The organism is Brevundimonas sp. (genome assembly GCF_013912065.1).
In the GTDB taxonomy this organism is placed as follows: Bacteria; Pseudomonadota; Alphaproteobacteria; order Caulobacterales; family Caulobacteraceae; genus Brevundimonas.
This window is the reverse complement of record NZ_JACESA010000010.1, coordinates 133514-152162: the sequence shown is the minus strand read 5'-3', so window position 1 is coordinate 152162 and position 18649 is coordinate 133514. Positions and strand designations below refer to the sequence as shown.

Sequence of the window (18649 nt, the reverse complement as noted above, 5' to 3'; positions counted from 1 at the left end):
GGTTTGGATCGTCTCCAGATCGCCCAGCATCCGGCCCAGCAGGCGCGTCAGGGTGGGCGTCCGCTCGGGAGAGAAGGCGACGCCCAGGGCCTCGTCGAACGCATGGGGGGCGGCGGGGGTCTCGATCTCGTTGTCGGCGCGGGCCTGGGCCCAGCGCGGGCTGTCCTTGAGGGCGCGGGTGGCGCGATAGACGGCGATGTCGTCCTGGTCGCGCAGGGAGCCGGGCTGGGGCGGCGGCGGCAGGAAGGCGGCGGCGTTCGGCGCGGCGTCCTTGGCCAGATAGCCGTGCGGATGGTCGCGGAATCCGGTCCAGAAGGTCGGGGCCGAAACAGGGGCGGTCGCGCAGCCGGCGACGGCGAGCGCCAGGGCGGCGGCCGTCAGGCGACGGCTGCGGGAGAAGACAGGCATGAGACTTTGAACCTTGGAGTTTTCAGGCGAGCTGGGCGCCCGGACGGCCGTCCTCGACGACCCAGGTATTGAGGGTGGACAGGGTCGCCCTGGGGTCGCGGACGTCGCTGATGGCCTGGTAACGGGTGGTCATCCGGTCAGGCGTAACGTCCATCGACACATAGCCCCGCACGCGGCTGTCGAAGAATTTGATGTGCGGGTTGGACGGCATCGACGCCATCAGGGCTTCGTAAGGCGGGCCGCCCGAGGTGATCGACGTGCCGACGAATTCGGTGGCGACCGTGGGCGACGACTCGTCCTGGCTGTCCAGCTTGACGTCATTGGCCCAGAACGAATGATAGTCGCCGCTCAGCACCACGGGATTGCGCGGCTTTAGCGTCGTCAGGGCCTGGGTCATCCGGTCGCGCGCGACGGGATAGCCGTCCCAGGTGTCGGTCCAGTAGCGGGTCTCGGCGTCGCCGTTGCCGAACCGCAGCCCGGCCATGACCAGGTCCTGGCCCAGGATGTTCCAGCGCGCCTGCGATCGCGCCAGGCCGTCGTACAGCCAGCGTTCCTGTTCGAAGCCCAGGAAGATGCGCGCCGGGTCCAGCCGGTCGGGACAGGCGGCGTCCGTGACCACCTGGCCCTTGCCGCCGTTCGGGCCGTCGCTGCAGGCCTGTTTCGACCGGTACTGACGACCGTCCAGCATGAAGAACTCGGCCAGCCTGCCATAGCGGACGCTACGATGGATCGGCATCTGCAGCCGGGCGTCCAGACGCGTGCGGCGAATGGGCATGGCCTCGTAGAAGGCCTTGTAGCCGGCCGCGCGGCGACGCAGGAAATCGTTCGGCGTGACGCCGGGGGTCTTGGACCAGACGCCGGAATAGTCGTCCTGAATCTCGTGATCGTCCCACACCGCCAGACAGGGAGCGACGGCGTGCAGCCGCTGCAGGTCCGCGTCGGTCCGGTGCAGGGCGTAGCGGTTGCGATAGCCCGCCAGGGTCGTCGCCTCTTCCAGCCCATAGGGCCGCACGACATTGGCCGCCTGGGCGCCGGTGCGGGTGTATTCGTAGATATAGTCGCCCAGGAACAGGGTCAGGTCCGGCGTCTCGTCCGCCATATGGCCATAGGCGCTGAAATAGCCTGACTCCCAGTTCGAGCAGGAGGCGACAGCCAGACGCAGCCGGTCGACCTCGGCGTCGGGCGCCGGGGCGGTGAGGGCGCGGCCGACGGCGCTTTGCTGGCCCTGGGCGGTGAACCGGTACCAGTAGGGTCGGCCGGGCCTCAGCCCCTCGACCTCGACATGCAGGCTGTGGGCGTCGGCCCCGTCAGCCACGACGTCGCCCGCCGCGACGATGCGGCGGAAACTCTCGTCCGTTGCGATCTCCCAGCGGACCGCTACCGGTCCTCCCATCCCGCCCAGACCGTCCGGCGCCACCGGATCGACGGCCAGACGGGTCCAGATGACGAAACCGTCCGGCGCCGGATCGCCGCTGGCGACGCCCAGTGGGAACAGATAGGCGCCGCCCGCCTGGGCCTGGCCGAAACGCAGCACCAGGGGCGCGGCGACCAGACCGCCCAACAGCAGGCGGCGGTTCATCGAAAGGGCGGCATGTCGCATGACGGCGGGCTTTCTGGAGAAGGCGAAGGTGCGACGGACCGGCCTGGGCCGGTCCGTCCTTTCTCTCGGTCTTAGAAGTCCATCGTCAGGCGCGCGCCGATCGTGCGGCCCTGATTAGGCGAGGTGGTCGGACGCGCGGAGCCGTTGAAGCCGTTGCGGGTCTCTTCGTAGTAGGTGTTGAACAGGTTGCGGCCCCACAGGCCGACCCGCCAGTTGGCGTTCTCCGGGCCTACGCTCAGATTGGCGTTCCACAGCCAGTAGCCGGGAAGCACCGAGCTCGAAGCCGCGTTGTAGATGGCGTCGCGCTGATTGTAGTTGGTCTCGGCCCGCAGGGCCAAGCCGGCCATCGACCAGTCATAGGCGATCGAACCGCCGTAGTTGAACTCGGGGAACTGGAGCGGTTCGCCCGAGCGGTCGTTGGTGATGATCACGTCCCACGGGCCGTTGGCCGGGTTGGCCGCATCGGTCGCCGCGCCGTCGATGGCGTAGTATTCGGTGTATTCGCCGGTCTTGTAGCCGAAGTTCTGGCTGATCGTCAGACCCGTGATCGGCGTCCACACCAGCTCGATCTCGCCGCCGTAGATTTCCGACTTGGGCACATTGGTGATCTTGCCCAGGCGGCCGGCTTCGCGATCATACTCCAGGCCCTGAACCTGCTGATCCTCATAATCGTAGAAGAACAGGGCGCCGTTCACCCGCAACATCTTGTCGAACAGGTCGGATTTGACGCCGGTCTCGTAGGCGATGACGATCTCGGGCTTGAACGGCGTGGCCGAGGTGGCGTTGTAGGTGGTGAAGCCGCCCGATTTCACCCCGCGCGCCACATTGGCGTAGAACAGGGCGTTGTCGGTGAGGTCGTATTCCATGCCCAGACGGCCGGTCACTTCCGACAGGTCGGTGTCGTAGGTGATTTTCGGACCTTCGGGGACGTTGATCCGCCGGGTGCCCGAGGTGGTCAGGCTGCGTTCCTCGTACTCGTAACGCAGGCCCGCGATCAGGCTGAGCCGGTCGGTCAGGGCGTAGCTGTTGTGGGTGAACAGGCCGATCGCCTCGACGCTCTGTTCGTACGGCGTGTTGATCAGGGTGCGGTTGGCGCCGCGGAACTGGGTGTAGAAGCCGCCGTCGATGCTCTCGTCCGCATAGTGGGCGCCGACCATCCAGTTCAGACGACCGCCGTCGTTCGAGGACAGACGGACCTCCTGCGAGAAGGCGTCGATGTCATTGTAGAAATAGACGTCGGATTCATTGAAGCGCGTGCCGTCCCAGTCGTTGTATTCCGACCGTTCGAAGTTCTGGTAGGCGGTGACGGTGTTCAGCACGGCCCAACCCAGGTCGGCCTTAACGCGGGCGCTGAGATCCAGGCCATTGTTGTCGCGTCCCGGCTTGGAACCCAGGGCGCGGCCGGAAACGGCAGCCATCTCCGGCGACAGCTCCCATCCCGTGATGCGCCAGGCGGTGTCGGCCGGATAGGTGACGCTGCCGTCGGCGACCGTGTACGGGCCGCGCAGGCGGAAGCCCAGGCCGTCCGACTTGTCGACCGAATAGGTGGCGGCGAGATCGACGGTCACGTCCTGCGAGGCGTCCCAGGTCAGGCGGCCGCGGATGGCGGTCTTGTCGAGGTCGCCCAGCTTCTGGCGCGTGTCGCGGCTATACTGCCAGGCGCCGCCCTGTTCGGTGACGGCGGCGAGGCGGCCCAGCAGGCCGGGGACGACCTGGCCGGAGACATAACCCTCGACCTTGTAGCGGTCATACGAACCATATTCGGCGGTCAGGCCGGCGTGCGAGGCCGCAGTCGGGGCGTTGGTGATGATGTTGATCGCGCCGCCGGTCGTGTTGCGGCCGTACAGGGTGCCCTGCGGCCCGCGCAGGACTTCCAGACGCGAGATGTCGAACATCGCGCCCTGGGTGGTGATCGTATAGGGGTGCGCCACCTCGTCGACGTAGACGCCGACGGTCGCGGCGTTGTTGCTGGAGTATTCGCGGGTGCCGATGCCCCGGATGCGGAAGCTCGGCTGGCCGCTGCCGAACTGGCTGTCGACCTCCAGGTTAGGCACGACATTCTCGATGTCGTTGATGACGTTGACGCCCTTTTCGTTGAGGTCGCCGCCATCGACGACGCTCAGTGCGATGCCGACATCCTGGCTGGACTGTTCGCGACGCTGGGCGGTGACGACGATGTCCTGCAACGTCGATGCGCGGGTCTCGGAATGCGTTTGGGCCGAGGCGGGCATGGCCGCCAGGGCGAGGACGGCGCCGGAGGCGCCGAGGAGAAGACGTTTCATTTTTTGACCATCCTTCGGGCGACGCGCGGGGACACCCCCTCCCTCGCGCGCCGAAGCGTTGCGGGATGTCATCGAACAATCGCTTCCTCCGGTCGTGGACGAGGCGGCGGCAAGCGTCGGGGAGGGAGGCCGAAGCCGCCTCGCTGCACCAGAAAAACAACTGTTCGACAACGACGCGGCAGATAAACCGGACAGGCTATGCTTTTGTGACGCTTTGCTGAAGTGTTTCTATACGGACATGCTGGAATGAGGTGTCCGCCCGGATAACGCGTGTTCTATCTCGTGGGACGTGCGACCAGCTGGGTCGCCGCCGTCAGAAGGTCCTCCGCCGACAGCGGTATCCCCGTCGCCGAGGACACCAGGGCGCTGCCCTTGATCCAGAGGGCGAAACGGGTCGCCGCGAGGCGGGTCAGGGCGAACTCGGCGGGCCAGACGCCGGTGCTGTTGTAATAGGTGCCGCCGCCCTCTGGACCCCGCAACAGCATGGCCAGATCCCGCAGCGACGGGTCGCGCCGCGCCTCCACACAGACGCTGGCGATCAGGCGGGCGTACCGGACATAGAAGCCCTCGTCGTCCGGCCGGATGGAAACCGTCGGCGCCATCAGCCGCGTCCAGTTGTCGGGATCCGCCGTCGCCGCGTCTGCGTCGGGCCTCTGTCCGGCGAGGTAGCGAGGCATGTCGCGGAACACGCTGTGCCACACCGCATCGAGAACGAAACGCCGCATGTCGGGCCAGTGGTAGGCGATGGTGGAGGTCGAGGTGCCCGCCACCGCGCTGACCGACCGATTGGTTATGGCGGTGATCCCGCCCGCCAGGATCTGGTCCGCGGCTATGTCCAGCAGCTTGCACCGCATCGAGTCCGGCTCCAGCCCGTCGGCGGGGGCCTGGGGCAGGACCAGGTTCTCGCGATACCAGAAGGTCGCCGTCGCCGGCCGCTCGGGACGGTCCAGCATGTGGTCGATCAGAGCCCCCAGGCTCTCGGCGGCGATCACCTCGTAGTCGGTCCGTCCCGCCAGGGCGCCGGCGTAGAATTGTTCGATGGTCAGATAGGCGACCAGCGGCGTGGCCAGATCGGCCAGTCTCGGGTCGGCGCTCAGATAACCCCGCCATGCGTCGCGTCGCGCGGCGGTCCATCGCTTCATCAGGTCGCGCCGCTCCGGGCCGACCTCCGCATCCAGCAGCAGAGCCTCCCATATCCGCACGAAGCCGGCGTCGCTCCCGGCGCGGAGACGAAGATAGTGTTGCGCCAGCGCCAGCAGATTGTCGCGCTCCAGGGGCAGGCCCGCGACCGCCGCGAAGAAGTCGGCGTGAAAGGCGACGTCCTGCCGCAAGGCCTCTTCCCCGACCGCCTGAAGCAGGCCCGACTTGGCGCCGAACAGGTTGACGATGACAGTGGTGCTCTTGCCCACGGCCTGCGCCAGATCGCGCAGGGTCAGGCTCCGCACGCCTTCGGCCGATGCCCGATCGATGGCGACATCGATGATCTGTTTGGCGTCGACGGCGCCGCCGGAGGGGAGGGAGCTGGACATAAGCCCCCAATGGAGCGTGGATCGGGACGTGTCGAGCCGGGTCTTGCGCGGATCCTGGATCAGGCGTCGAGCAGCGCCGCGATCGAAACCGCCTTCACCTTGCGGTCCGCCACTTCGCTGAACTGAAGTCCCGTGGTTCCGAAATACTCGCCCTGATTGGCGGCGCACCAGTCGGTCGTCACGATCCGAACCCTGTCGTCCTCGATGGCCGCCGTCATTGGGGCGCTCGCAGCGGCCCCATAGAGAAAGTCCCCGCTGCGCTCTTCCAGCGGCATCGGCCGATCCTGATTGGCCCGGGCCATGAACCCTTCGACCTGGGCGCGGGGCGCGTCGGCGACCATCAGACTGCCGTCGAAACGGACGATGGAATCGAACACATATCGGGAGACCGCCCCCGCCGGCGCGCCCATGCCCAGGGTAGTGTGGCCGATGAAGCCGACGTCGGCGCCCGCCGCATCCGCCAGGCCCGTCGCCACCCGGCGTCCGGTGTCGCCCAGCGACAGGGCGCGCGGGCTGGCGCCCAGAACGACCCGATCCTCGTCGGTCAGATGGGCGGCCAGCGTCTCGGCGATCAGGTTCCGCAGCCGGGGCGAGGCGGCGGCCTCGGTCGCGACAGGCCGCGACGCGACCGTCACCGTCCCGTCTTCGAGATATTCAGCGACCGTATAGGCATTGGTCCACGAGCCGGTGTGGGCATAGGCGCTGCGTCCCTGGCGGTGCTGGAACAGCAGATGATTGTGGCCGCCGATCATCAGGCTTCCATCCGGCAGAAGCGGCAGAATGGTCTTGTCGGCTGCGACGCCCGCGTGGCTCAGCACCAGGCGCAGATCGGCGCCGTCGAGCAGCCCCGGCAGACGGGCGCCGGCCCATTCGGCGGGGTCCGGTATGGACAGCTGCGCGCGCGACGCCTGGGGATAGGTGTTCAGGGCGTTGGTCGCCATGCCGACGACCCGCAGCGAGCGTGAGCCGAACGCCACGTTCGCGACCGGCTCGGCGTAGCCCGCCTGAGTGCGTGTATCGACGATGTTGCTGACGACGACGACGCCGATGCTCCGCATACGGCCGACCACCTCCGCCAGGTCCGGCGTCAGATCATTGTCGTGATTGCCGATATTGACCACGGTGGGCGCCAGGCGCGCCGCCTCCGCCAGGAAGGCCCAGTCGATCGCGCCGCCCGAGCGCACGGCCACGACATCGCCGTGCTCGAAGATATCGCCGTCGATCGCGATCACATGCGGAACGGCCTGGGACCGAACCTCGCCCTCGAATGCGGCCAGCAACTGGCCGATCCGCTCATAGGCCGAATGCATGTCCGAGACCGCCAGCACTCGGCCGACGACGCCATGTCGTCTCAGGGCGGACAGTCCCGGCGCCAGAGCCGAAGCCCCGGCGATTTGAAGCAGCCGACGGCGTGAGGGCGTGACGAAGGACATGGTCGATCCAAACAATGTCGGGAAATGCGGAACCGGGCCACGCAAGCTTTCAAAATCGCATTATCACCGAAGCTGCACAATACCGGTCTCGGTCGGCTCGTCGTGCCGGCATACGATTCTGACCCCCCTGTGTCCGCGTCTTCAAAGGTTCAAGTTTTCCGCGCGGTCTCCGCTGGCGACTCGCCGCGAGAGGTCCTACGGGCTCGCGCGACATCTCCTCCCCATGTCGCCAAGGATACATTTTCATGCTTCGCTCAGTCTTCCTCGTCGCCACCGTCAGCGGGATCGCCCTGCTGAGCGCTGGCGCGGCCAGCGCCCAAACCGCCTCTCCCGCAACAGAGACGACCGGCGTCGACGACATCGTCGTCACGGCTCAGCGCCGCAGCGAGAACATCCGCGAGGTGCCCTTCGCCGTCACCGCCCTGAACACTCAGACCCTGAAAGAGATCTCGGCCGGCGGCGCCGACATCCTGTCGCTGTCGGCCCGCGTGCCCAGCCTCCAGGTCGAGAGCTCGAACGGCCGTTATGCGCCGCGCTTCTACATCCGCGGCCTCGGCAATGTGGACTTCGACTTCACCGCCTCGCAGCCGGTTTCGGTGGTGCTGGACGACGTCGTGCTGGAAAGCGTCTATCTGAAGGGCTTCCCTCTGTTCGACGTGCAGCAGCTTGAAGTGCTGCGCGGTCCGCAGGGCACCCTGTTCGGCCGCAACACCCCGGCCGGCGTCATCAAGATCGACTCGGTCAAGCCTTCGGACGACTTCACCGGCTTCGGCTCGCTGACCTACGGCAACCTGGGTTCGGTGCGCGCCGAGACCGGCGTGACCATGCCGCTGACGGACACGCTGTCGATGCGCGTGTCGGGTCTGTGGAACCACCGCGACGACTGGGTCGACAACGCCTATAATGCGTCCTTCGCCGACGCCGACGGCGACGACCTGGGCAATTTCGACGACGTCGCCGCACGCGTCCACGTGGCCTGGACGCCGACCGACCGCCTGTCGACCCTGCTGACCCTGCAGGCGCGCGACTATGACGGCACCGGCACGATGAACCGCGCCAACTCCCTGACCAAGGGTTCGAACGAGCTGAACGGCAATTTCGACCGCGAGACCGTCTATTACGACGGCGGTCGCAACAACTTCCAGAAGCAGAAGACGACGTCGCAGTCGCTGCGCGTCGCCTATGATTTCGGCGCCGCCACCCTGACCGGCATCGTCGGCGCCTATCAGGGTTCATCGTCGGGCGACGGCGACATCGACGGCGGCGTGGCCAGCGCTTCGGCGACCGCCTCGTACAAGACGCCGTTCAACTCCGAGAGCGGCACCCTTTCCAGCGATCTGAGGCAGAACACCTACGAGCTGCGCCTGGCCTCGAACGGCGACGCCCGCCTCGGCTGGCAGGTCGGCGCCTTCTACTGGGACGAGCGGATCAACCTGGTCACCGGCACCTTCAACGGCGTCGGCGGGCTCCAGCCGACCAAGGTCACCGACATCACGCAGAAGTCCGACAGCTGGTCGGTCTTCGGTCAGACCAGCTATCGGGTGACCGAGGCCCTGAAGCTGACGGCGGGCGTTCGCTACACCGACGACAGCCGCGACTATAACGGCCGGATCGTCACCGGCACGCCGGTGGGCGGCCAGGGCGCCACTTCGGTCGGCGACGAGCAGGTCAGCTGGGACGTCAGCGCCCTGTATGAAGTCAACGACGGCCTCAATCTGTTCGCGCGCGTGGCCAAGGGCTATCGCGGCCCGTCGATCCAGGGCCGCAACCTGCCGGTCCTGACCACCGCCGACTCGGAAACGGTCATGTCCTACGAGACCGGCTTCAAGGCCCGTCTGTGGGACGGTCGCGCCCGCCTGAACGGCACGGCCTACATCTATGAAGTCGACGACATGCAGTTCACCGCCATCGGCGGCGCGGACAACACCAACCGCCTGATCAACGCCGACAAGGGCGAGGGCCACGGCGTGGAGCTGGACGGCGACATCTATCTGGGCGCGGGCTTCAGCCTTTCGGCCGGCGCCGCCTGGAACCACACCGAGATCAAGGACAGCGATCTGCTGGTCGCCGTCTGCGGTTCCAACTGCACCGTCACCGACCCGATCGTGATGGTTGGGACCACCCGTCGCGCCAAGATCGACGGCAACCCCTTCCCGCAGGCGCCGGAATACACCGCCAACCTGACGCTGAACTATGTTCTGCCGCTGGGGGACGACACCGAGTTCTTCGCCTCGACCGACTGGGTCATGCAGAAGGACTTTAACCTCTTCCTCTATGAATCGGTCGAGTTCATGCAGGACACCGCGTTCGAAGGCGGCCTGCGCGCCGGGTGGCGTGACCTGAACCGGGGGCTGGAAGCGGCCGCCTATGTTCGCAACGTCACCGACGAAGAGAATGTCATCGGCGCCATCGACTTCAACAACCTGACCACCTTCGTCAACGAGCCCCGCACCTACGGCGTTCAACTGACCAAGCGTTTCTAAGCGCCGAGGCGCGCCGCCGGCCCCGGCCGACGGCGCGCCCGTGCGTTCCTGATGAACTAAAGGCCACGCTGCGGGTTGGATTCGGAGTCGCTGTCGTCTGCGAATCCGGAGGAGACCCCATGCATGCCGCATCCGCCTTCCGCGCGAAAATCGAACCGTTGCGCGGAATCCTGATGGCCTTTCCCATCGCCCTCTTCACCTCGGCGGTCGTCAGCGACATCGCCTATCTGCAGTCCGCCCAGATGCAGTGGTCGAACTTCTCGGCCTGGCTGATCGTGGGCGCCCTGGTGTTCGGCGGTCTCGCTGGCCTGTGGGCCATCGTCGATCTGGCCCTGGCGTGGCGCGGGCCGACGCGGAACGCCGCTCTGATCCATTTGGCCGCCTTGGCCCTCGCCTGGATCTTCGGCCTGATCAACGCCTTCAAGCATAGCCAGGACGCCTGGAGCTCCGTCGGCGCCTTCGGCCTGACCCTGTCGATCCTGTCCGCCGTCCTGGCGCTGGTGGCCGGCTGGTTCGCTTACTCGACCACCACCGTGCGGGAGATCGCGTGATGATCAGGACGCTTTTCTGCACCACCGCCATGGTGCTGGCACTCGCCGGCTGCAGCGGGTCGGATTCAGACCTGAACCAGACCGGCGCCAATCCCGATCTTCCGGGTCAGGACGAAACCCTCGTGCCGCCGATGAAGATCGCCACGCCGACGGGCTGGAACGGCGAGACCCCGGTGGTTCCCGACGGCTTCGCGGTCACGGCCATGGCGACCGACCTGAAGATTCCGCGTCAGATCCTGGTCCTGCCCAACGGCGACATCCTGGTCGCCGAGGGATCGGGCGGCCATGCGCCCAAGCTGCGACCCAAGGACTTCATCGCCGGGGTGATCAAGGCCAAGGGCAAGACCAGCGTGAAGGGCGGCGACCGCATCACCCTGCTGCGCGACGCCAACGGCGACGGCCAGCCCGAGGTCCGCAGCACCTTTATCGACAATCTGGACGCGCCCTACGGCATGGCCTTCGTCGATGGCGCTCTTTATGTCGCCGAACAGGGGGCGCTGCTGCGCTTCCCCTATCAGGACGGCCAGACCCGGATCACGGCGCCTCGACAGGAGCTGACCGAACTGCCGTCGGCCATCAACCACCACTGGACCAAGTCCCTGACCGCCAGCGCCGACGGCCTGACCCTGTATGTCGGCATCGGCTCGAACAGTAATGTGGGCGAGCGCGGCATGGCCGTGGAGGAGAACCGGGCGGTGATCTGGGCCATTGATCGCGAGACCGGCGCCCACCGCACCTTCGTGACCGGGATTCGCAATCCGACCGCCCTGGCCATCGAACCGAACACCAGCGCCCTGTGGGCCGTGGTCAATGAGCGCGACGAACTGGGTCCGCAACTAGTGCCGGATTATCTGACGTCGGTGCAGGAGGGCGCCTTCTACGGCTGGCCCTATTCCTACTGGGGTCAGAACACCGATCCGCGGGTCCATCCGCAGAAGCCCGACCTGGTGCAGACGGCGATCAAGCCGGATTACGCGCTTGGCTCGCACGTGGCGGCCTTGGGGCTGAGCTTCGCCCGTGACGGGGGCTTCGGCGGCCGTTTCAGCCAGGGCGCCTTCATCGGCGAGCACGGCAGCTGGAACCGTCAGGATCTGGCCGGCTACAAGGTGGTCTGGGTGCCGTTTGCTGGTGGTCGTCCCGCCGGTCCTCCGGTCGATTTCCTGACCGGTTTCATCAAGGACGGCGAGGCGCGGGGTCGTCCGGTCGGCGTGACCTTCGATCCTCAGCGCCGCATCCTGCTGGTGGCCGACGACCTGTCGAACACCGTGTGGCGGATCGCGCCGCGTCCGTAAGCGGCGATGGGCGAGGGCGGCATGGCGGACGGTCTGGACACCTACAGGGCCAAGCGGGACTTCAGCCGCACGCCCGAGCCTGCGGGCAAGGCCAAGGCGGGGCGCAAGGGTCGGCTGACCTATCTGATCCAGCGCCACGCCGCCACCCGGCTCCACTACGACTTCCGCATCGAGCACGAGGGGGTGCTGAAATCCTGGGCCGTGACCAAGGCCCCGTCGCGCGACCCGGCGGTGAAGCGGCTGGCGGTCGAGGTCGAGGATCACCCGCTGGATTACGGCACGTTCGAAGGGACCATCCCTTCGGGCAACTACGGCGCGGGCACGGTCCAGCTGTGGGACCGCGGCGAATGGGAACCGCAGGAGCCGGATATCGACGCCGCCCTTAAGCGAGGCTCGCTGAAGATGATCCTGCACGGCGAGCGGCTGAGCGGCGGCTGGGCTCTGGTGCGGCTGAAGTCTGACCGGGGCAAGCCGTCGAAACGCAACAACTGGCTGCTGATCAAGGAGAAGGACGAGGCCGCCGTGCCGGGCGAGGGCGACGCCAATATGGAGATCGACGCCTCCGTCGCCACGGGCCGCAGCCTGGCCGAGATCGCCGAGGGCAAGACCCAGTGGACCGCCTCGCGGCCCGTGGCGCGAAAGGGGCCGAAGAAGCCCAGGGCGAAATCGGGCGAGGCGACATTGGACGCGCCCCCGGCCTTCGTCCCGATCCAGCTGTGCAAGATCGTCGATCATCCGCCCGGCGGCGCCGGCTGGGTGCACGAGATCAAGTTCGACGGCTACCGCATCCAGATCGCCACCGGCGGCGGGCGGGCCCGGCTCTATACCCGGCGGGGCCATGACTGGACTGACCGTTTCCCGCAGTTGGCGGCCGACGCGGCGGCCTGGCCAGACGGGGTGGTGGACGGCGAGTTGTGCGCCCTCAGCGACGACCACACGCCGGACTTCTCGGCCCTTCAGGCCGCCATCGCCGACGGCAAGACCCAGGACCTGGTCTATTTCGCCTTCGATCTGCTGAGCGAGGGGGAGGACGATCTTCGGGACCTGCCCCTGTCGCATCGCAAGGCGCGGCTTCAGGCCCATGTCGATCGGGTCCCGGCCAAGGCCCGGACGCGGCTTCGTTATGTCGACCACTTCGCCTCGACGGGTCAGGCGGTGCTGGAAAGCGCCTGCCGGATGGATCTGGAAGGCGTGATCTCCAAGAAACTGGACGCCCCCTATCAGACCGGCCGATCCTCGACCTGGGTCAAGTCCAAATGCCGGGGCCGCGATGAGGTGGTGATCGGCGGCTGGTCGTCGGAGGGTGGGACCCGGTTCCGGTCCCTTTTGGTCGGCGTCGCCGAGGACCAAGGCTTGCGTTATCTCGGCCGTGTCGGGACGGGTTACGCCGCACCCCTTTTGAAGACCCTGCTGCCGGCCCTGAAGGAAGCGGCGGCGGACGCCTCGCCCTTTGTCGGCAAGGGCGCGCCGCGCGGCGGCAAGGACATCCATTGGGTCAGGCCGGTCCTGGTCGCCGAACTGGAGCATGGCGGGCTGACCGAGGGCGGTTCGCTGCGGCACGCGGCCTACAAAGGACTGCGCGAGGACAAGGCGCCTGCTGAGGTGACTGCCGATCCGCAGCCGCCTTCGCCTAAAAAGTCCGCGCCCGGCAAGCCTTCGCCGACGCGGTCCGGCAAGGAAAAAGTCGTCGTCGCCGGGGTGACCCTGTCCAGTCCCGACAAGATCCTGTGGCCGGCCGTTGATGGAAGGCCAGCCATCACCAAGACGGACCTGGCCCGCTATTACGAAGTGGCGGCGGAGCGCATTCTGCCACACGTCGCCGACCGGCCGGTTTCGATCATCCGGGCGCCGGACGGGATAGGCGGCGAGACCTTCTTCCAGCGCCACGCCATGCCGGGGTCGAACCCGCGCCTGAAGCTGATCGACGTGCACGAGCGCAAACCCTATGTCGCCGTCGTCGATGTCGGCGGCCTGGTCGCCGTCGCCCAGTCGGGCGGGCTCGAGCTGCACCCCTGGGGCTGTCGGCCGGGCGATCCGGAAACGCCGGAACAGGTCACTTTCGACCTCGACCCCGACGAGGGACTGGATTTCGCGGCGGTCATTGCGGCGGCCAAGACGGTGCGGGCGACGCTTGAGGCCAAGGGGATGCATCCCTTCGTCAAGACGACCGGCGGCAAGGGGCTGCATGTGGTGGTCCCGATCCGGGCGGACGGCCGCAGCCGCATCGAATGGGATCAGTGCAAGGCCTTCGCCAAGGCTGTTGCGGAAGAGGTTCGCCGCGCCGATCCGGATAAATTCACCACCACCCTGGCCAAGAAGGCGCGGGGCGGGAAGATCTTCATCGACTATCTGAGGAACGGGCGCATGGCGACGGCGGTCGCCCCCTGGTCGGTGCGGGCGCGGCCTGGCGCGGGGATCGCCTTCCCCCTGTCCTGGGGCCAGGTGAAGACGGGCCTGGACCCGCGCGCCTTCACCCTGCACGACGCCCCGGCCCTGCTGAAGAAGGCCGATCCGTGGAAGGATTTCCGCGCTGGAGAGGTCAGTCTGCGGCCGGTGCTGAAGGCGATGGGGCTCTAGATCACGCCGCCTTCTTGCGCGTCGCCGGCTTCTTCTTGGCCGGGGTCTTGGCCTTCTGGGCGGGCTTCTTCGTCGGCTTGGCGCCGGTCGCCGACCCTTTCAGACTGTTGCGCAGGGCCTCCATCAGGTCGACCACATTGGTGTCGTCGGGCTCCGGCGCCTCGACCACGCCCTTGCCGCCCTTCTGCTTGGCCTTGATCATGTCGCGCAGGGCGTCGTCGTAGCGGTCCTTGAAGACGGCAGGATCGAACTCCGTCTCTTTCTGGGCGATGATCCGGCTGGCGATCTCAACCATGTCCTTGTCCGCCTTCACCGCCGGTATGTCGTCGAAATAGTCGTCCGCGGCCCGCACCTCGTCATGGGCGCGCAGAGAATAAGCCACCAGCCCCTTGTCGCGCACTTCCAGGGCCAGTTGTCGCTCGCGCCCCCGCAGCACCAGGGTGCCGATGGCGATCTTGCCGGCGGACTTCATCGCGTCCCGGATGACGGCGAAGGCTTCGACGCCGACCCCCTTTTCCGGCACCACATAGAAGGGATCGTCCCAGTACAGACGGTCGATCTCGGCCTCGTCGACGAAGCTGTCGATACAGATGGTCCGCGTCGTCTCCAGCTTGACCTTGTCGAAGTCGGCGTCGTCGAACAGGACATATTCGTCCTTGGACACCTCATAGCCCTTGACCAGGTCCGAGCGCTCGATCGGGCCTGTGTCCGGGTCGGTCGGGACCATGCGGATCCGGTTGTTGGTGTCCGGATTGATCAGGTGGAAACTGACATGGGCGCTGGACGAGGTGGCGGTGTAGAGGGCGACCGGACAGGTCACCAGCGACAGTTTCAGATGCCCCTGCCAGGTGGGTCTTGCGGCCATGGTCGTCTCTCCCTGCGTCGTTCGATCCCCTAACGTCGCGCCGGCGAGACGGTTTCTTCAGCGCAGGGTGCGGACGGCGAGCCGGCCCTGGCGATGGTGGGGGATGACCACGGCCTGCCCGTCCACATGCCGGATGTTCAGGTCCACCACCGCCTCGCCGATCTCCAGCCGGGTGATCTTCAGCCGCTCCAGCCCGGCGGGCAGGACCGGATCGGCCATGTCGATGGTTCCGGTCCAGGCGTCGATGGACAGGCCCAGCGTCGCCTGCAGCATCAGGAAGACCGATCCTGCGGCCCAGGCCTGGGGCAGGCAGGCGACCGGATAGGCGATGGGCGGCTCGCCCGGGGCGCGGGGGAAGCCGCAGAAGAGCTCGGGCAGCCGCAGGTGGAAATGGGCGGCGGCGGCGTAGATCTCGGCAAGGATCTCGGCGACGGCTTCCCGCTCGCCGTAGTTGGCCATGCCTGCGGCGGCCATGGCCGTGTCATGGGGCCAGACCGAGCCGTTGTGATAGCTCATCGGATTGAACCGCGCCTGACCCAGCTCGAGCGTGCGGATGCCCCAGCCGGTGCGGAACTCGGCCGACAGCAGACGTTTGGTCACCCGGCGGGCGCGTTCGACCGACGGCAGGCCGGTGAACAGCAGGTGGCCGGCGTTCGAGGCGACCGCGCGACACTGTTCGCCGTCGCCGTCCAGGGCGACGGCGTAGAAGCCCTCGTCCTCCATCCAGTATTTGTCCTCGACCAGGGCGCGGACCTGTTCGGCCCGCATCCGCCATTCGGGCGCACGGCTGTCGTATAGCCGCTCGCCCAGATCGCCCAGGGCACGCCAGGCGGCGAAGGCGTAGCCCTGGACCTCCAGCAAGGCGATGGGTCCCTTGGGGAAACGGCCGTCGGCATGGAAGATCGCGTCCTCGGAATCCTTCCAGCCCTGGTTCGACAGGCCCGTGTCGGCCCCGCGCTGATAGTCGATCAGACCGTCGCCGTTGCTGTCGCCATAGTCGCGCATCCAGTCGGCGGCCGCGATCAGATTGGGCCAGAGCTTGCGGATCAGGTCCAGATCGCCCGTGCGGCTGGCGTAGGCGCCGGCCAGGGCGATGAACAGACAGGTGGTGTCCACGCCGCCGTAATAGAGGCCGAAAGGCACCTCACCCAGGGCGCTCATCTCGCCTCCCCGGGTCTCGTGCATGATCTTGCCGGGCTGGCTGTCCTGGAACAACGAGGTCTCGGTCGCCTGACGCGAGGCCAGATAGGTCAGCACCCCCTTGGCCAGGGATGGGTCCAGCCACAGCATCTGCCAGGCGGCGATGATCCCGTCTCGCCCGAACGGGGTCGAGAACCAAGGGGTGCCAGCGTAAGGATAGGGGCCGGTCGGCAGGTCGGTGGTCAACAGGGCCATGTCGGCCCGCGACTGATCCAGCCAGTCGTTGAACCGGGGACTGCGAGGCCCGCGCAGCGAGGCGCCGCGCCGACGCTTGGCCCGCATGGCCACCCGCGCCTGGATGGCGTTCTGGCGCCAGCGCCGCGTATCCGGCGCCTCGCACGAATCCACGCCGCATTCGATGAACAGGTCCATCGACCGCCCCTTGGGCAGGCTGAACATGAACTCGGCCCGCTGTGCGGTCAGCCGCGCCGGGGGTTCTGAAAAGGCCAGGCAACTTGATCGCTCGATCCCGTCCAGGCCGGTGTAGCGGAAGGTGACGCGGCGCCCGTCCATCGTCGGCGCATGCAGGTTGCCGGTCTTTGCCCTGTGCGTCCCTCGCACCTGGAAGATGTCCGCGAAGTCGGCGCCGAAGTCGAAGGCTAGGGGCAGCAGTATGTCCTCGACCCCGTGGTTGACCATCTGGATGCGTTCGAACATCCGCCGATCCCACAGGAAGCGCCGGCGCTCGATATGCATGACCCCGGCGGGGGCCGACCGGCCGCCCATCGGCGGCAGCGGACGATTGGTCGTGTGGCAGGAGAAGAAGACATTGTCCTGGCTGACGCCGGACGACAGGCGCGACGGCTTCAGCAGCCCGACCGTCATGACCCAACGCGACAGCACGCGGGTGTCGCCGGCGAACAGGCCGTCCGCCCCGCCTTTCATGTCGCCCCAGCCGTCGGCCACGAGGAAGGCGTCGCCCGCCTTCAGCGCCATCAGCTGCTCAAGGCCGGACGCCTCGACGGTCTCGCCGGCGCTCAACAGAGTGGAATAGGCGTCGTCCATGCGGTCTCTCTATGTCTTTTGAGGCCAGTTCGAACGTCTCATCCTATTGCGGCGCTCAGAGGCCGCTTGGATGATCAAATGAAACAGGCGGCGGAGGGTTCACCCCCGCCGCCTGAATTTCTTGGGAAATCGGATCGCTTCAGGCGATGGCCGCGAAACTGCGGTCTTCGTCCCGCGCCCGCAGACTGGTCACGACATCCTTGACCGGCGGTTCGGCGAAGGGTCGGCGAGCCAGCAGATCGCCATAGACGTCCAGGTAGCGGCGGGCCATGGCCGTGGCGGAGAACCGCAGGTCGAACCGGGCGCGTACGGCCTCGCGGTCCAGCAGGTGCACGCGCCCGGCAGCGGCGACCGCCTGTTCCATCGTGTCGACCAGGAAGCCCGTCGCCCCGTCCTCGACGATCTCGGGCGTCGAGCCGCACCGGAAGGCGACCACGGGGGTCCCGCAAGCCATGGCCTCGATCATCACCAGACCGAAGGGCTCGGGCCAGTCGATCGGGAACAGCAGGGCGTCGGCGCCGCCCAGGAAGGCGGATTTCTGATGGTCGCCGATCTCGCCAATGAATTCGATCAGCGGATTGCCTTCCACCATCGGGCGGATGGTCTCTTCCCAATAGCGTTTGTCAGCCGCATCCACCTTGGCGGCCATCTTCAGCCGACGGCCCAGTTTGGTGGCGATTTCAATGGCGCGGTCCGGCCGCTTCTCGGGCGAGATACGGCCCAGGAAGGCCAGATAACCCTCGGACTGGGGCGAGAACAGATACTGCTCGCCCGGCATCCCGTGATGCACGGTGGCCTTCCAGCTGGCGAAGGGAAGAGGCTTGCGCTGATCGTCCGAAATCGACACCAGGCCGAACTCGCCCCAGCGCGCATAGACGCCGGGCAGATCCTTCATGTCCAGCCGCCCGTGCAGGGTGGTGATCGTCTTGTCCGCATACTGCCGAAACAGCGGGAAGTGGACCATGTCGGTATGGAAGTGGATGACGTCGAAGTCGCCGGCCCGGTCCAGAACCTCGCCCAGCATGGACAAGTGGGCGGCCAGGTCTGATTTCAGCGGGGCGGGATCCAGCCGGATGGCCTGGTCGCGAACCGGAACCAATCGGGCCCGCGTCTGGGCGTCGGCGCTGGCGAACAGGGTCACGTCGTGGCCCAGATCGACGAGGGCGTCGGTCAGATGAGCGACGACGCGCTCCGTGCCCCCATAGAGCTTGGGAGGAACGGCCTCGTAAAGCGGAGTGACCTGCGCGATCTTCATGATGTCTGTGCTCCGACCCGTCGAGCCGGGCCGTACGCATCAATGTTTCTGGTCGGGCGAAGTTCCGATGCGAGACGGATTTCTTTAATGGTTCCGGTAGCTTAAGCGTATTCAGAAGGCGATTTTATGTACGAATTCGCGCAGATGGCGATTGACTCCGCTCCCCTCC

At 67.0% G+C, this 18649-nt stretch carries 11 protein-coding genes and 1 pseudogene; 4 read left to right on the top strand and 8 right to left on the bottom strand.

Annotated elements, in window-relative coordinates:
* The 5 genes and pseudogenes from H2037_RS10670 to H2037_RS10650 form a co-directional block, all read right to left on the bottom strand.
* Positions 1 to 408: pseudogene (locus H2037_RS10670) on the bottom strand (phosphatase PAP2 family protein); the annotation flags it as partial.
* A gap of 22 nt (positions 409 to 430) precedes the next feature.
* A complete protein-coding gene (locus H2037_RS10665) occupies positions 431 to 2008 on the bottom strand; it encodes an alkaline phosphatase D family protein (protein ID WP_292121418.1) in 1578 nt (525 codons plus the stop codon).
* 71 nt (positions 2009 to 2079) lie between these two features.
* Positions 2080 to 4290, bottom strand: a complete 2211-nt coding sequence (locus tag H2037_RS10660) for a TonB-dependent receptor (protein WP_292121415.1) — start codon at positions 4288 to 4290, stop codon at positions 2080 to 2082.
* 275 nt (positions 4291 to 4565) lie between these two features.
* Positions 4566 to 5819 (bottom strand): TetR/AcrR family transcriptional regulator, encoded by a 1254-nt coding sequence (locus H2037_RS10655; RefSeq protein WP_292121412.1) that lies wholly within the window; start codon positions 5817 to 5819, stop codon positions 4566 to 4568.
* 59 nt (positions 5820 to 5878) lie between these two features.
* Complete coding sequence (locus tag H2037_RS10650; protein ID WP_292121408.1) at positions 5879 to 7252, bottom strand: metallophosphoesterase; 1374 nt, start codon at positions 7250 to 7252, stop codon at positions 5879 to 5881.
* A gap of 245 nt (positions 7253 to 7497) precedes the next feature.
* On the opposite strand from H2037_RS10650, the gene H2037_RS10645 reads away from it, so the two are divergent.
* The 4 genes from H2037_RS10645 (at position 7498) to ligD (ending at position 14155) form a co-directional block, all read left to right on the top strand.
* A complete protein-coding gene (locus tag H2037_RS10645; protein ID WP_292121406.1) occupies positions 7498 to 9735 on the top strand; it encodes a TonB-dependent receptor in 2238 nt (745 codons plus the stop codon).
* Between the two features lie 119 nt (positions 9736 to 9854).
* Positions 9855 to 10286: a DUF2231 domain-containing protein gene (locus tag H2037_RS10640; protein WP_292121403.1), complete on the top strand. Its 432-nt coding sequence runs from the start codon at positions 9855 to 9857 to the stop codon at positions 10284 to 10286.
* Complete coding sequence (locus tag H2037_RS10635; RefSeq protein ID WP_292121400.1) at positions 10286 to 11578, top strand: sorbosone dehydrogenase family protein; 1293 nt, start codon at positions 10286 to 10288, stop codon at positions 11576 to 11578. The genes H2037_RS10640 and H2037_RS10635 overlap by 1 nt, the downstream gene beginning before the upstream one ends.
* A gap of 21 nt (positions 11579 to 11599) precedes the next feature.
* Positions 11600 to 14155: a DNA ligase D gene (gene ligD / locus H2037_RS10630; RefSeq protein WP_292121397.1), complete on the top strand. Its 2556-nt coding sequence runs from the start codon at positions 11600 to 11602 to the stop codon at positions 14153 to 14155.
* 1 nt (position 14156) lies between these two features.
* Here the strand turns inward: ligD and H2037_RS10625 are convergent, their stop codons facing one another.
* The 3 genes from H2037_RS10625 to H2037_RS10615 form a co-directional block, all read right to left on the bottom strand.
* The gene (locus H2037_RS10625; RefSeq protein WP_292121394.1) at positions 14157 to 15020 is read right to left on the bottom strand and encodes a Ku protein; all 864 of its coding nucleotides are present in this window, start codon (positions 15018 to 15020) and stop codon (positions 14157 to 14159) included.
* Positions 15021 to 15077: 57 nt separating this feature from the next.
* On the bottom strand, positions 15078 to 17225 hold the full coding sequence (locus H2037_RS10620) for an amylo-alpha-1,6-glucosidase (protein ID WP_292121391.1): 2148 nt from the start codon (positions 17223 to 17225) through the stop codon (positions 15078 to 15080).
* Between the two features lie 139 nt (positions 17226 to 17364).
* Positions 17365 to 18480 carry a glycosyltransferase family 4 protein gene (locus H2037_RS10615; RefSeq protein ID WP_292121388.1) on the bottom strand — a complete coding sequence of 372 codons (1116 nt, stop codon included), beginning with the start codon at positions 18478 to 18480 and terminating at the stop codon, positions 17365 to 17367.
* Positions 18481 to 18649 lie beyond the last annotated feature (169 nt).